General features: G+C 47.6%; 8 protein-coding genes. 6 read left to right on the top strand and 2 right to left on the bottom strand.

The window, feature by feature from the left end; translation table 11 throughout:
• Positions 1-244: 244 nt before the first annotated feature.
• Positions 245-2,521 (top strand): peptidase domain-containing ABC transporter, encoded by a 2,277-nt coding sequence (locus F1593_RS22355; RefSeq protein ID WP_235932668.1) that lies wholly within the window; start codon positions 245-247, stop codon positions 2,519-2,521.
• 224 nt (positions 2,522-2,745) lie between these two features.
• On the opposite strand, the gene F1593_RS22360 is transcribed toward F1593_RS22355, so the two are convergent.
• Both F1593_RS22360 and F1593_RS22365 read right to left on the bottom strand, forming a co-directional pair.
• Complete coding sequence (locus F1593_RS22360) at positions 2,746-5,259, bottom strand: beta-sandwich domain-containing protein (protein WP_149403784.1); 2,514 nt, start codon at positions 5,257-5,259, stop codon at positions 2,746-2,748.
• A 629-nt stretch (positions 5,260-5,888) separates the two neighbouring features.
• Positions 5,889-7,268 carry a hypothetical protein gene (locus F1593_RS22365; RefSeq protein ID WP_149403785.1) on the bottom strand — a complete coding sequence of 460 codons (1,380 nt, stop codon included), beginning with the start codon at positions 7,266-7,268 and terminating at the stop codon, positions 5,889-5,891.
• 552 nt (positions 7,269-7,820) lie between these two features.
• On the opposite strand from F1593_RS22365, the gene F1593_RS22370 reads away from it, so the two are divergent.
• From F1593_RS22370 to F1593_RS22390, 5 genes are all read left to right on the top strand, one after another.
• Positions 7,821-8,648 (top strand): ABC transporter ATP-binding protein, encoded by an 828-nt coding sequence (locus F1593_RS22370; protein WP_149403786.1) that lies wholly within the window; start codon positions 7,821-7,823, stop codon positions 8,646-8,648.
• A 28-nt stretch (positions 8,649-8,676) separates the two neighbouring features.
• On the top strand, positions 8,677-9,945 hold the full coding sequence (locus F1593_RS22375) for an ABC transporter permease (RefSeq protein WP_149403787.1): 1,269 nt from the start codon (positions 8,677-8,679) through the stop codon (positions 9,943-9,945).
• Between the two features lie 121 nt (positions 9,946-10,066).
• Positions 10,067-10,741: a response regulator gene (locus F1593_RS22380; RefSeq protein ID WP_149403788.1), complete on the top strand. Its 675-nt coding sequence runs from the start codon at positions 10,067-10,069 to the stop codon at positions 10,739-10,741.
• 12 nt (positions 10,742-10,753) lie between these two features.
• Positions 10,754-12,100, top strand: coding sequence for a sensor histidine kinase (locus F1593_RS22385; RefSeq protein WP_149403789.1), 1,347 nt, complete (start codon positions 10,754-10,756; stop codon positions 12,098-12,100).
• Between the two features lie 208 nt (positions 12,101-12,308).
• Positions 12,309-14,822 carry a beta-sandwich domain-containing protein gene (locus tag F1593_RS22390; RefSeq protein ID WP_149403790.1) on the top strand — a complete coding sequence of 838 codons (2,514 nt, stop codon included), beginning with the start codon at positions 12,309-12,311 and terminating at the stop codon, positions 14,820-14,822.
• The last annotated feature ends 169 nt before the right edge of the window (positions 14,823-14,991 follow it).

A 14,991-nucleotide genomic window follows, 5' to 3' on the forward strand; every position in this document is an offset into this window, starting at 1 on the left:
ACTTCAGGTACCTCCTCGGCTTTTACTACCCAGCTTTTCTCGGAAGACTGAGCCGGACAGTTTATCACTCTCGGCAATCCCTGCCTCGTCTAATCAAAGCTGGAAGACTGATACGGCTATATCCTCTGGTCCTCATCTTCTTTCATTGCCTAGTCGTCCCATACCTGCGGTCAAGGATCAGGGGAGGGCACGCGTATTTCCCGCAGCGCAACAAGATATGAGAAGGCAAGGGAACTCTCAGAGGATGGCTGATGTAAAAGTCGTACCTGCCCAGACATCCTCAACACTGCAACTGGTCCAGCCGGGAACGCAGGAACCCCAACGGCAATCCTCATCAGCTATTTCCTCTCCTCGTCGCAAAAAACGTTGGCGTCGTGTTCATGAGTTGAGACAGATGAGTGCAGTTGAATGTGGCGCGTGCTGTCTCGCTATGATCTTGAATTATTATGGTTGTGCAGTGAGTGTTTCTGATGTTCAGGAACGCTGTGGCGTGGGCCGTGATGGACTCTCCGCTCTTTCTATTGTGAAGGCTGCCCGCCAATACGGGCTGCGGGTGCGCACCGTTTCGTTGAAAAAGAATGATTTTCGTTTCATCACATTGCCTGCAATCGCCCATTGGGATTTTAATCACTTTGTCGTTGTTGAGCGCTGGTCCAGCAGACATGTAGATATCATCGATCCAGCAACAGGGCATAGAAGATTATCTTATGCGGAGTTCGAAGAGAGTTTTACTGGCATCTTAATTATGCTCGAACCAGGCGCAAACTTTGAGCGGCAGGCTTCAACACATACACTTTCGCTCTGGACATATCTGCGATCTCTGCCGAACATGCGAGGTGTCTTTGTGCAGATTATTGGCATTTCCCTCTTGCTGCAAATTATTGGGCTGGGCGCGCCGCTGTTGACACAGACGATCATAGATTATGTTATTCCAACAAAAGCCACTAATCTCTTAATTATGCTCGGTATAAGTATGCTCTTTCTGATTATGATGCAAGGAGTTATGAAGTTACTACGCGTTTCTTTGCTTATCTATCTACAAACGCGTATCGATGCTCAAATGATGCTACATTTTCTTGAACATTTACTCAGCTTATCTTACCGCTTTTTCCAGATGCGTTTGAATGGTGATCTTCTGGCACGTACAGAAAGTAACACGGCAATCCGTGACCTGCTAACAGGTCAGATGATCTCTACTTTGCTCGATGGCTCTTCTGTGATTGTTTATCTTATTGTCTTGATAATGCAGTCGAAGCTCTTTGCTGGCGTTACTGTGGTTATTGGCATGGTTCAGGTAGGGTTGCTGTTGACTACAGCTTCAGCAATTCGCCGACTGACCATGCGTGATCTGATTGCGCAGGGAAAAACGCAGGGATACCTGAACGAGGTATTGACCGGTATTGCTACGGTGAAGGCGGCTGGAGCGGAACAGCGCGTACTGGCTCGCTGGACAAATCTCTTTTTTGATGAAATGAATATCTCTAATCGTCGCAACTATTTCCAGGCTATTATAGGTATTACGTTTGAGATTTTGCAGTTCTTATCGCCTCTATTACTTCTTTGGATAGGAGCCGCGCAAGTAATCAGTGGCACAATGTCGGTTGGCTCCATGCTGGCACTTAGCACCCTGGCGGTCTCATTTCTGGTTCCTCTCAGTTCGTTGGCTTCTAGTGGACAAAAGATGCAAATAGCGCATGCGCACTTTGATCGTCTGGCGGATGTGCTTGGGAGTGAAGCGGAGCAAGATTTACAGCAAGTTCAGCTACCTCCTCGCTTGAAGGGAAGTCTCGAACTGAGACATGTAAGTTTTCAGTATGATCCAAATACGCCACCTATTTTGAACGATATTGCCGTGCGTATTCGACCTGGACAAAAGGTGGCACTGGTTGGCAAAACGGGTTCTGGCAAGAGCACGCTGGGCAAGTTGCTTATCGGGCTGATAACCCCTACAAAGGGGGAGATCCTGTATGACGGCATACCTCTGCAGAAACTCAATTATCAGGAGATACGGCGACAGTTTGGGGTAGTCCTACAGGAGTCCTTTATTTTCAGTGGATCGGTGCGTGAAAATATCGCTTTCAATAACCCGGATATGAATATGAAGCAGATTATTCGAGCAGCTAAGGCTGCAGCCATTCATGAGGATATTGAAAAGATGCCTATGAAATATGAAACGTTACTTTCAGAAGGTGGAAGCGCCTTTTCTGGCGGACAGCGTCAACGTCTGGCACTGGCCCGCGCCCTGGCGAATAATCCTGCGATGATCTTGCTTGATGAGGCTACCAGCGCCCTGGATGTTACAACCGAACGGGCGGTTGAGCAAAGCCTCAATAGTCTCTCTTGTACGCAAATCGTGATTGCTCATCGGTTGAGCACAGTTCGTAACGCAGACCTCATTCTCGTGTTGGATCAAGGGCGTATCGTGGAGCAGGGCACACATAACCGTTTGCTCCAACGCGGCGGCTTCTATGCTCATTTGATTGAGGTACAGATGGAGAATGGCGAGATTGGAGTTGCGTGAGCATATATAAAATTGCCAATCGACCGCCAGTGTCCAGAATGGCCCATTGATTTTTTGAAAGGTTGCTTTTGTTGATCTCAGCAGAAGAGGTTCAAAACGAAGGCTATATTTTGAGTAATTCTGCGCTATTTTCTCACTCTCTGCTTCTGGATCAGACAATAAAAAGCTGGAGCCACCTCATAAGAAGTGACTCCAGCTTTTTTCAGGGATCGAGGCGACGATCACTATTTGAATGCGTAGGAGAAGATGTGCATAAAACCATCTCCTGGTAGGGTGATACTCTGCACTGTGCTTGTGGAGTCTATTGTAAATTCAGCAAAATAAATGTAATTTTTAATTTGCTGCTTGCCGGTATGCGTATTTCGATAACTCATGGTTGCTGCAACGGTACCTGATGTATTGTTACACCAGTCAGCGAAGGAGAGGGAGATCACCTGGGTGTGACCATCTGCATATGTGATAGTTGCCTTGCCACTTGTACCACCATTGATGGCAGAGCCCAGGAAGGCCACTGTTTTCGCACCAACGGGAGGTGTAACATTCAGTACCTGAGCAGCTACAATATTGTTATCCAGCGTGCCAGCCGCAGGCCAGGCAAAACTATAACCATTGAAACCGAAATTTTGATTCGCCACCAGACCGGCACTTTGCAGCGCCTGAGCTGAATAGCTGCTACCGTTGTTTCCATCAAAGGCCCCAATTGCCGGCGCATTATCATTGGTAATACCGACATTATTGTAGTTGCCGGATCGCTCGGCTGCTGCAAAGATATGCATCGTACCACCAACAGTATTTTGTGGTAGTTGCACACTGACCAGGGTTTTATCAGCTGCCAACGGAACCTCATTATAGTAGAGATAATTTTTTGTTGCTTGCTTCCCATAGGCAGTATTGCGGTATGATAGGGCAGCAGCTATATAATTATGCGTACTACCAGTGCTGGCACACCAGTCGGAGAAGCTCAAGGGAGCCGTTGCGACGGTACCATCACTGTAATTTAAGGTTACCGAACCGGTTGATGCGCCACCAGTTGCTGATCCCAGGAAGGCCAGGGCGTTGGCACCAGTTACATCGTTCACCGGGATAACCTGTCCATTCGCCACCCAGTTGTCTGGAGATAAACCTGCACCATACATTACCGTAAAACTGGTTCCGTTGATCGTGAATGGACGTACTGTTTTGCTTGTGCTAAAGAGGATACCAGCGCTCTGCAGAGCTTCTCCGGAGTAACTACGACCACCACCATCGAAATTTCCAAAGATTGGTCTATTATCATCAGTGACACCCACGCTATCGAAGAAACCAGCGACACCGGTTGCAATCGAGTAGACGTGAATATGGCCTTGATTGGTTGTTGAGGGTAGAGTGACACTTTTGACCGTTTTGGTAGGGTCTACGTTGGTTTCTGTATAGAAGAGAAATGTTCGTAGCTGCTGCTGTCCAGTACGTGTGTTGCGATCAGGCATAGCATAGAAGTAGTGGTTGCCATACGAAGGAGGTTGAGAATAAGCATTCAATGTCCAATCGCTAAAACCCAGTTGGAAAGATGTCTGGGAACCATCGGTGTAATTGATCAAAGCGGTGCCAACGGAGGGACCACCGGTTGCTGCACCGACAAAACCAATTTTTGTTGCGCTGGCAAGCGGAGTTACCGCGATGGTCTGGCCGTTTGCCTGATAGTTATCGGGAGTGCCTGGTAGCACATCAGGCCATTGGAAACTCATATTAGAGCTGCCAGCAAGATTCTGGTTATAATAGATGGTATAGCCTGTTCCCCAGCCTATTGCTGCGGCAGAATAGCTAGCGCCACCACCATCAAAATTTCCTATTCCTGGATATGCATCATCACTCATACCAGTGTTATTGTACGGGGTGGTATAGCTAGCGGCACGAGCACCATATGTGAAGATATGTAACTGAGCATTACCAGTCGATGAGGGCAATTTGACACTCACTGCCTGTTTCGTGGGATTTGGATGAATCGTCGCATAGAAGAGATATGTTTTTACAGTTTGTGTTCCACCCTGACCGTTGCGATATGGCTGCACAGCCACTATAGCATTGCCATAGGAGGGAGAAAGTTTTCCGCCACCCAGTGTCCAGTCGCTCAGGCCGAGCGAAAAGTTCTCCGTGCTATTATCACTGTATGTGACGGTGACGGTACCGCTGCCAGCGCCATTTGTTGCGGAACCAATAAAGCCGATTACCTGTGTATTTGTTTGTGAGATCGGAAGTACCTGCCCGCTGGCCTGCCAGTTGTCAGGCTGTGTGGAATTAGTTTTGTTATCGATGTTTGGCCAGCCGAATTGGATGCCATCATAAATAAAAGGTAGACCAGGTTCAATATTGGTTGTGATCAATGCGTTTTGTGAATAGCTGTAGCCTGAAGTATCGAAGTGACCGGCATTCGCTGTTGAGTTATAACTAATGCCAACATTGTTATAAGCAGGCACGTTGATTGCGGCTCTATTCAATGCATTGGTGTGTAGCGGTTGGCGAGGTGGTACCGCGTAAAAAGAAGATTGGGCTTTACTTTGATACGTCGAAACATCGCCAACAAGACCTGGAGCTGCCGCCTTCGAAGTGTGGGACTGTGTAAGTATACTGGTGGCGGAGAAAGCCGCGCCAGCTAGCACTATCAGTGTAAGGAATGAGGTGATCAAGGCCCGTTTATGTCGACGGATGAAGATTGGTCGCGCTAATGGCGAAGAATCCCCTTGACTATGGTCCGGATTCATAATAGATAATTCTCCCGGTTCTATGAACCAACAGACATCTCCATAAGGAGTTCATAAAATTTACATAGTAATAAAGATAAAATGTATATCTGTAATCCCTACTGGGATGTACATGCAATCTGATCGGCTTGCCAGGGAACAAAGAAATGCTGCGCCAGAATGTTCATGGTGTTTTCATTAAGTATTCAGTGCTAAAAGCTATTGATAAGTATTTTAAAGTATAGTAACTTATGGATCTATTAGTGTAAAATCATAGGTTACTATACTTTAGGCATGGTTCAGAATGAGCTCAGATCAATGTGACAACTTTGAACAACCCACACTGTGAAAAATAAATCCTGAGAGGGCCTCCTGAGCGGCTTCAGGATTTATTTGTGGGTGTTTCCATCGTTCACAACTGTCACATCCATTTGAACCTTGCCTTATATCAATAAAGCTTGTCAATATTATTTTTGTTATCCGTACTTTTAGCGTAAGGTTGTGCTTAATTGCGAGCTTGTATGGTTTAATCAATAACTTTGTTAAAAAGAGAAAAATGTAAGTTGAGGCTGGATGCAGGCGCAGCTTACATCCAGCCTCAACTTAAAAAGTGTGTATTTTATACTATGCAGCATGACATATGAAATTGGTTAATGTGATTCCATTACAGGTTGTTTAGTTTTTCGTTTGTTCATATATGCATTGACACTTGAGACTTTGATTTTATTGCTTTCATCGGTAACGAGGACGCCCTGGCTACGCAGTTCGCGGATACGGCGCTCCGATACCGCTAAGGCTTCCGCAGCTTCGGGAACTGTCATCGGCTTACGACGTGTCAATTTTCCTGTGTTGGAGGAGATCTTGGACATAGAAGATGTATCACCTGTTGGGATATAGGGAAGCATATCCTCCATGGTGAGGAAGGTATCTACATCTTCTCCACCAGCCCAGGCGGGGAGTAGTACATCATTTTCGCTACTATCTTTCTTTTCGAATAGCTCTTCTCCATCCGTTTCCAACGCCATGCTATCCAGCTGACCATCGATGATATACTGCGATGCCTCCATGGAAAGCGGTTCAGTGATAAACTTCTGCTCACCCTCCATCTCAGCTACGCTATCATCCCTGGTGAGTATGACCGCTTCTTGCGCAGCATGTTGATGGGCGAAGAAAGCTGTGCTTGCCGCCTGAGCCATAGTATTGGATGCTGGTTGCGCTTCAGCATAGGCAGCCTGCGGTGCTGATGGCATGGCATTCTCTGCTGGAACAACTGGCGGAATGGCAATTTCCTGAACCTGTTCCGTCTCTGCTATGGGAGCCTGTGATGCAGGCGTCTGCTCTGCGAGATCGGATTGCATGAATTGAGCCGCTAGCGTGGTTGCATCTTCTCTCTCTGCTCTCTCCTCTGGCTGCTTGGCAGTAGCTTGTTCTGGTTCTGTGGTCAAAACTTCGTTGACAGCCGCACGCGCTTCTAAAGCTGTATTCTTGACACGCTGAATGACGCCTGGTTGTTTTGTGCGTTCCTTATAAGCGAGTAATCGACGCTGCTGTTCCTCTAACTGTTCAAGTTCGTCAACCTTGGCCGCCAGTTCTGCCGCAGTCTCAGTTTTAGAGCTAAAGAATTCCGCAACCACCGAATAGGCAAGATTTAAGAAGGCAAATGATGAGGCCAGAATGGGATTAAGCATTCTCAATGTATCGTTTACACGAAGATCATTTCCTTGATAGGTCATGGCATACTCCCAGTTGACGAACCAGCTAAAGGCGGTCAACGCAACGATGAAGAGCCATGTAAACGACTGTGCATACCAGGGCATATTCTTGCGGAAGAACATCACGCCCACAGTCAGGACCAGCGAGGTCAGATCGATGCTCACCGCCAGCGTATAAGGATTCACCCAATCGGCGGGATCAGATTCAAAATTATGGAAAAAGGTGGCGACATGCCGGATTGAAGCCGCCAGGAATGCGATATATGCGAAGATAAAAATCACCCGGATAATAACGCGAAAAGCTCCTTGCCAGGTCATTAGCAGTCCTCTCTAAACTATAAACGTGCTATCAGCTCTTCTATCCTATCAGTTAGATGCAATGCATTTCTACTGCCGGTGAATGATCCACAGTGATTACTTCAACCTATGCAATCCTCTAAGAATGCAATACACAGAAACTATAGCATCTTTTTCGTGCTTGGCCCGTCCGAAATCAGGCCCATAAAGCGACCTGAGAACAAGTGTGAGCCACTATTAAACTCTTCGGTTTCAGCCTATAAAAACTCACCCCCTATAGCCCGAAGGTCATTGTCCGCTTCCTTCCTTCGCCTGTTTTGCTATCCCGAAATGAATGCGCCACAGGCCCAAATAGCCGCAAAAAGATAGCTGCTGATTATGTATGTAAATCGGTAGCTATCTTTTTATGCCAGGGATGTGATTTCTACAGTGGTCGGGTTGTTCATTGATGATCATTACTTTCGACATATCTGAGATTATGTCTTTTCGTACTCCTTCTTTTTAGCCCTTTTCTTCTATACTATGCTCAGCCTTGAGGACAAGATGTGTTTCATATGAAGGAGTTTTGCAGGTATGCAAGAGTCATTGCCAGAAATTGCGCAGACTATCAAAACGGGACCAATCCATCTGCCGGACGATGGCCGTGCGGTTGAAGTTGACGTTCAGCGGCTCGTGAAAACCTTTGGCAAACATGAGGCGGTGAAAGAGATTTCTTTCACTATTGGCAAAGGGGAGATCTTTGGATTACTTGGTCCTAACGGAGCAGGCAAGAGCACTACTATTAATATGATGTGTGGCTATCTTGAACCAACTTCCGGGGATACGTTCATTGGCAATCAGTCAATCACCAGATTGCCGCACAAGGTGAAGCGTATGATTGGGGTTGTGCCCCAGGAAATAGCTCTCTACACTGATCTGAATTCTCTGGAGAATCTGAATTTCTTTGGTGAGATCTATGGATTATCCTCACAGGAGCGCAAGGAGCGTTCGCTGGATTTGCTGCATTTCGTTGAGCTCTATGATAGGCGTAAAGAGCCGGTAAAAAACTTCTCAGGCGGCATGCAGCGCCGCTTGAACATGGCTATCGCTTTGATACACCAGCCCGCCTTTCTGATGATGGATGAGCCAACCGTTGGGGTCGACCCCCAATCCCGTGAGCATATCTTTAGTTCCATTGAGCGGCTTCGTGATCAGGGAACGACTATTCTCTACACAACCCACTATATGGAAGAGGCTGAGCGACTCTGCAATCATATCGCTATTATGGATGAAGGGAAGATCATTGCGCTGGGAACGTTGGAACAATTGTTGACCCTGCGTGACCAGAATCGTGAAGTGCAACGACCCCATGGACTGCAAGAACTCTTCATCCAACTGACCGGAAAAACCTTACGCGACTGATTGTATGAGATACAAGGAGCGAATGAGTATGCGAACACTCTGGTCTATTGCTAAAAAAGATTTGTTACAGGTACTCAAAGATAGAAGTGCCCTGGTGCTTATGCTGGTGGTCCCTCTGGTGCTGATTACAGTTGTGGGCTTTGCCTTTGGCAGTTTCTATGGCGATGGAAGCAGCCAACTTCAAATCACAGTTGCGTTGAGTAATCAAGAAAGCGCGCATGATGCCTTTATTGGCAAGATCCTCACCAACGCCCTCAAAATCAATACCAGCCAGCTTATGATCACTGTACATGAGTATGCTGATCCGGCCCAGGTGATCAGCCAGGTTACGAGCACATCAAGTGATGCGGCGGCTGTGGGCATCGTAATTCCTGCGAATGCCAGCCAGACGTTGCTGAATGACTTACAACAGGGAAGTACTCCCAAAAATCTTGTGCGTTTTTATTCGTCGCCTGGCAGCAGTGATGCACGTGTGACGGTTGTACAGAATATTGTCCATGAGGTGCTGCAATCACAACTTGTGGGAAGCGCGGGTGTTGGTCAGGTCTATCAGGTCTGTAATCATCCTGGAAATCATTGTGCTCAAAATACTATGGATGCCATCGCTATTCAAGCTGCGCTCACCAGGGCCAGTATCCAGTCTGATCAGGCCATACAGTCATTGACAGCGGGGAATGCTATCAAGGTCGGACCATTTGATCAGGCCGTGCCTGGCTATGCGATCTTCTTCTCACTCTTTGGCCTCAATGCTGTTGCAGCTACGATCTTACAGGAGAAGGAAGATGGTACTTTCCGCCGCCTGCTGATTGCCCCTATCCAGAAATATGCTCTGCTGGGTGGCAAAATGCTGGCACAGTTTCTGCTGACGCTGGCACAACTATTGATACTCTTTCTGATTGGCTACTTTGTTTTCAAAATGCATATTGGCAATTGGTTGGCAGTCATTTTGCTGTTGATCGGCACCAGTTTTGCCGCCACTGGTTTGGGGATGGTCCTGGTGTCGCTGGTCAGATCCCGTCGTCAGATTAGTCCAGTGGTCAGCCTGGTTACGCTCGTTACCTCTGCCATTGGTGGGGCCTGGTGGCCGCTCTTTCTGGAGCCAACCTGGATGCAGCAAGTCGCTAAAATAGGCATTACCGCCTGGGCGATGGAAGGATTGAATGGTACAATGATCCTCGGAAAAGGCTTTACGGAGGTACTACCCGATATCCTGGCATTGCTAGTCTACGGCTTGATTTGCTTTATCTTTGCCATGAGATTTTTCCGCTTTCAGGAAAAGACGGCGGTTGCGAAGTGATGTTGCCTGGATCGTGAAGCCGTCCTCGCCGTTGTATTGCTGCATGGGATAGCTCTGGTGCGATTGCATCCAGATCAATCATGCCAGAGCTATCGCTTAACCTGGAAGAGAGAGATGAACGATGACCGATCTGATTCGCATTTTGCTTTGTGAGGATCAAACACTCATGCGCCTGGGGCTACGTACCATCTTTGAACTGGAACCGGGTTTTCAAATCGTTGGCGAGGCGGCAGATGGTGAAGAGGCCGTGAGCCAGTATGGCAAATTGCACACTCAGGGTGATGGTCCTGATATTGTGCTCATGGATATTCAAATGCCGCGTCTGAGCGGTGTGCAAGCGACCGCTTTACTCACCACCAGCGATCCCGCCGCACGTGTGATTATCCTCACCACCTTCGACTATGAAGATTATGTATTTGAGGCCATCAAGGCAGGAGCCATGGGCTATCTCCTTAAAGATGTACCTGCTACTGAACTGATGGCAACGATTCGTCAGGTGTATGCGGGCGAACCATCCATCCAACCCAGGATCGCTTATAAGCTTCTCCTCGAATTTGGCCGTAATAGTCGTGTTGCTGCTGAGCCAGCCCGTTCAACGCACCTGGAACAACTGAGTCCACGCGAAATTGAAATTCTTAAATTGCTCGCTGAAGGAGCAAGTAATCGCAAGATCGCAGAGCAACTTGTGCTGGCCGAAGGAACGGTGAAAAATCATGTCAGCAACATCTTGAGCAAGCTTCATATTGAGAACCGTACTCAGGCAGCGTATCTGGCCCGAGAGCGCAAACTGTTCTAAAGGGAGGAAACTATGTCGGCACACTTCGATATAGAGAAAGATAATATCTCTTTTTTTCGCATCTTCAAACGTGTCCTGATAGGAATGGTTATTCTCATCTGTACCTTTTTCGCTGGATTGACCTATTCCATTCTAAACGCCAATCCCAGTTATATGCACGACTGGCGTGGATTTGTCTATATTGTGTTGGTCATCGTCGCCTTCTTGCTCTATGCTTGCCCTACGCTGTTTGCATTCTCCTGGCGGGACTGGCCGCCGCCATTAGGGTATGCTGTAAGTATATGGAGTGGACTATACCTCGTAGTTTTTTTGCTCACGCTCATCAATAACACCTTCCAATGGGCTTTCTATGTCGTTTTTTCTATCAGCCTCAGCCTATTTAGTGGTCGTCGTCAGATCATCGCAGTGGCTATCATGGCTCTTACGCTGTTTGCCTTTCAAGGCTTATTGATCTGGCCGTTGAGTGGGGATGCCATTGTAAGCATTGTCAGCCAGGTTATGCCCATTTTTAGCATGACTGGTTTCATCATCCTGTTCCAGCGTTTGGTCAAAGAGCGATTTGAGCGCAATACACTTTTTCAAAAGCTGGATCAGGCGAATAGCGAGTTAGCGGAAACCCATCGGCAGTTAGAGCAATCTATGGTTCAGAATCAGGAACTTGCGGTCTTGCGTGAGCGAACCAGGCTGGCGCGTGAGATGCATGATACCATCGGCCACGCCCTGGTCCTGATCTCCGTCAAGCTTGAAGCGGCCCAGAGGTTGCGTGAACGCGATCCCGGACGCTGCGAGCGTGAACTGGAATCCACCAAAGAGATTGCCCGTGAGGCAATGACTGTTTTGCGTGCCTCCATCGCTAACTTACGCTCTCCGGTCCTGGAACGTGAATCGATTAATCACGCACTCAGTCGTTCTGCCCGGGAACTGGCACATCGCACTGGCCTGCACGTCACCTACACTTTACAGGCGGATATCGAGTGTCTCCCTGTCCCTGTTGAAGAAGCTCTCTGGAAGGTCAGCCAGGAGGCATTTACCAATATCGAAAAGCATGCTCATGCCAGTCATGTGCAGGCGTGCATCAGTTGGCAGGATGAGAAATTGCTGATGCTCATTCACGATGATGGTGTCGGCTTACCTCAGCATTTGTACCAATCTCAGCAAGAAAATTGCCTTACGTATAGCAGCCCGGAAGGTCACTATGGATTGCGTGGCATGTTCGAACGTATAGAAGCCATTGGTGGTCAATTCACCCTGCGCTCTGGGCGAGAACAGGGCACAACCATCGAAATCGAACTCCCACTTGCCCACGTGGACAAGCGGGCATCGGCGCAGACGGAAGTTGAAATTGACAGACATCAATAAATATATGGTCTGACATAAAATCAACGATGAAACAGGGGTTATATCATTATTGGTTTCATTTTTGATGAATAGTTCTATTGCGGCAAAAGGTATAAAAGATTGACATAGATGAGTTTGGAAAGTTATAGTTGTAATATTAGCTCTATTTGTCGATGTATATATGTTTTGTTAAAAAATGTCCAATGAGAAATTTTAAGGAATGAGTCGCATGTATCAAGAAAATGCGCAACGCCCAAAGAAGCCGTCTGCGTTGCGTCGTTGGTCTAGTATCCTCTCCCTGGCCGCCGTTCTCCTCGTTGGTAGTGGTGTGCTGGCATATTCCATCCACCCGGCCTCCGCTCGCTATACTACAGCACCTACCACGGCATCGATAATTGCCAGGGAACAGGCGCAATTACAAGCCGAGCAAGAGCAGCATCTCGGAACGAAACCCCTCAAAAAGGCCAACATCAAAGCCTATGCCGATACGGCTCAAGCTTGTACCAATGTTGGTATCAGCGATGACACAAATACCACGGCCGGCAATATCGACGGCGGTGGTCGCAGTTATTCCCTTCAAGCCCTGGAAAACACGCACATAATGGATACCGCATATAGCGAGGATAATTTGCAATTCTACTGGCCTTATACAACGTTTACAGATTGTATCTCGAATGGGCAGGTCTTGCCAGTTACGGATGCTACAACCGGTGATGTCTCTCTCGGTTTGCTTGGTTCGGCGACCAATGGCGCTGTAGCCGGCAATGCGACCATCACATACGATGATAATTCAACACAAATCTTTTCCCTTGGCTTTAGCGACTGGACGCTAGGCGGTGGAAAGCAAACTCCGTCCTATGGCAATACGATTGCCGCAGCCCAGCTTTATCGCAATACCCCGCAGGGACAACAGAACGTCAAAACCTATGTTTTCCTGGTCAAAGTGAATTTGCAAACCGGCAAAAAAGTGGTCAGCATCACGATGCCAAAACTGACAGGTGCGGCTCAACTCCATGTGTTTGCCTGGAGCACGACAGTTTCGAATGGAGTTGGTCCCTATAATAATGTTGGTTCGTCAGACGATGCCTACACCACACCCGGTAATTTTGACCATAGCGGCAATAGCTATCCTACAAAAACAGAACCCTGGTCGCCGGATGGACAAATAGGTGGCGAATATCCTTATCCTTCTGGTTTTATTGCTCCCGATGTTTTAGGTGGCGCACCCGATAATTATGAGGCGGCAGGACAAACCATTCCAATGGATGCACAGGGTAAGTCGCATGTAGCATTAGATTTTGCCGGCGCAGCTTCGAATGGTCCCTCTTATGGAACGGCCTATGTGAATTACACTGATGGCACACGTCAGTCTTTTGTCTTAGCATTTAGTGACTGGACGCTGAATGGCGGTACACAGGCACCTTCATTCTCCAATCTACCATTATGGACCTTCGGGTATCGCAACACCCCGCATGGACAGCAAAATGTTCCGCTCTATCTTTTTAGTACAGGTGTAAAAATACAGGCGAACAAAATTGTTCAAAGTGTGACTTTGCCAGCCTCTACCAACCAGGGGCAGCTCCATGTTTTTTCGATGCAGCTTGCAGATGAGGTGTATGGAGACATTGGAAGCACAAGCGATAAGGCTCCTTTGTTCGGTAATCTTGATGGGAGCAATCATAGCTATTCAGAAGATGCCTTAGTAAAGGCAAACATCCCGATGGGACCTATCACAGGGGTAGAGAAAGCCTTCTCGTTTAATGGTTCCATCTTCAATTGGTCTTCGTCTTCTGACCATTATATCAATAGCTCGGTTGCGGCCGGGCAGACACGGAACTATTATGCTCCCACCGGGATAACTGCGACGGAGCTAACGTTTATTGGTTCCGCTACCAATGGTGCTTCATCAGGCACAGGGACACTGCTCTACACTGATGGTTCAACAGCAACCTATACCCTGCAATTTAGCGATTGGTGTGCCGCTGCTCCTCAATTTGGGAACCTGGTAGTTGCATCGTTACCATATCGCAATAGTGCCTTTGGGCAGCAGAACGTTAAAAACTACGTGTACTACGCAGAGACTCCTATCGATCCCACAAAAACGTTGCAATCATTTACGTTGCCACAGACGACTGGCGGCCAGATGCATATCTTTGTAACTGGATATCGCTCTGGCCCCTATAACAACATTGGAAGCGACATGGACGAGGACATGCAGAATATTGCTAACCTGGATGGTCAAAATGACGGTTATTCGGCCGATGCCTTGAATGCAGGTGGTCTGGCTCAAGGACCTGTCACCTTCAATGGAGTTCATTTTAACTGGCATCCAGATGAGTATTCAACGGCCGATAACTATCAGGCGATCGGGCAAGTGGTGCCTGTTACTCCTGTGGCTAAGGCCCAGACACTTGCCTTCCTGGGTGCATCTACTGGTGGTACTACCACATCAGGTGTAACCAGCATAGGTGCATCGGGTTTAGCAACCATTGTGTATACTGATGGCACAAAGCAGACCTTTCAGCTATCTCTCGACGATTGGGTTACTGCAACTGCATCTACGCCTGTGAATAACAATCGCCTGGTTGCTACGGCTGCTTATCGCCTTACACCTCACGGCCATCAGGCGATCAAGACATCTGTCTTTTATACGGATGTCGCGTTGCAGGCCGGTAAGACGATCCAAAGTGTGATCTTGCCCAACAATAACCAGATGCACATCTTTGCAATTTCTACCAAATAGGATCTATCATGTCATATTACGATAAACCTTAAGTTTACATAGTATACATGGGTCACCCCGAATCTTTCGAACAAATATTCGAGTGATAAAAGACTCAACAAAGGAAGTGAAACCTAAAAAACCTCCTGAACGATGTAAAGGAAATTGATAAATTCCAAACAGTTCAGGA

The organism is Dictyobacter arantiisoli (assembly GCF_008326305.1).
GTDB lineage: Bacteria > Chloroflexota > Ktedonobacteria > Ktedonobacterales > Ktedonobacteraceae > Dictyobacter > Dictyobacter arantiisoli.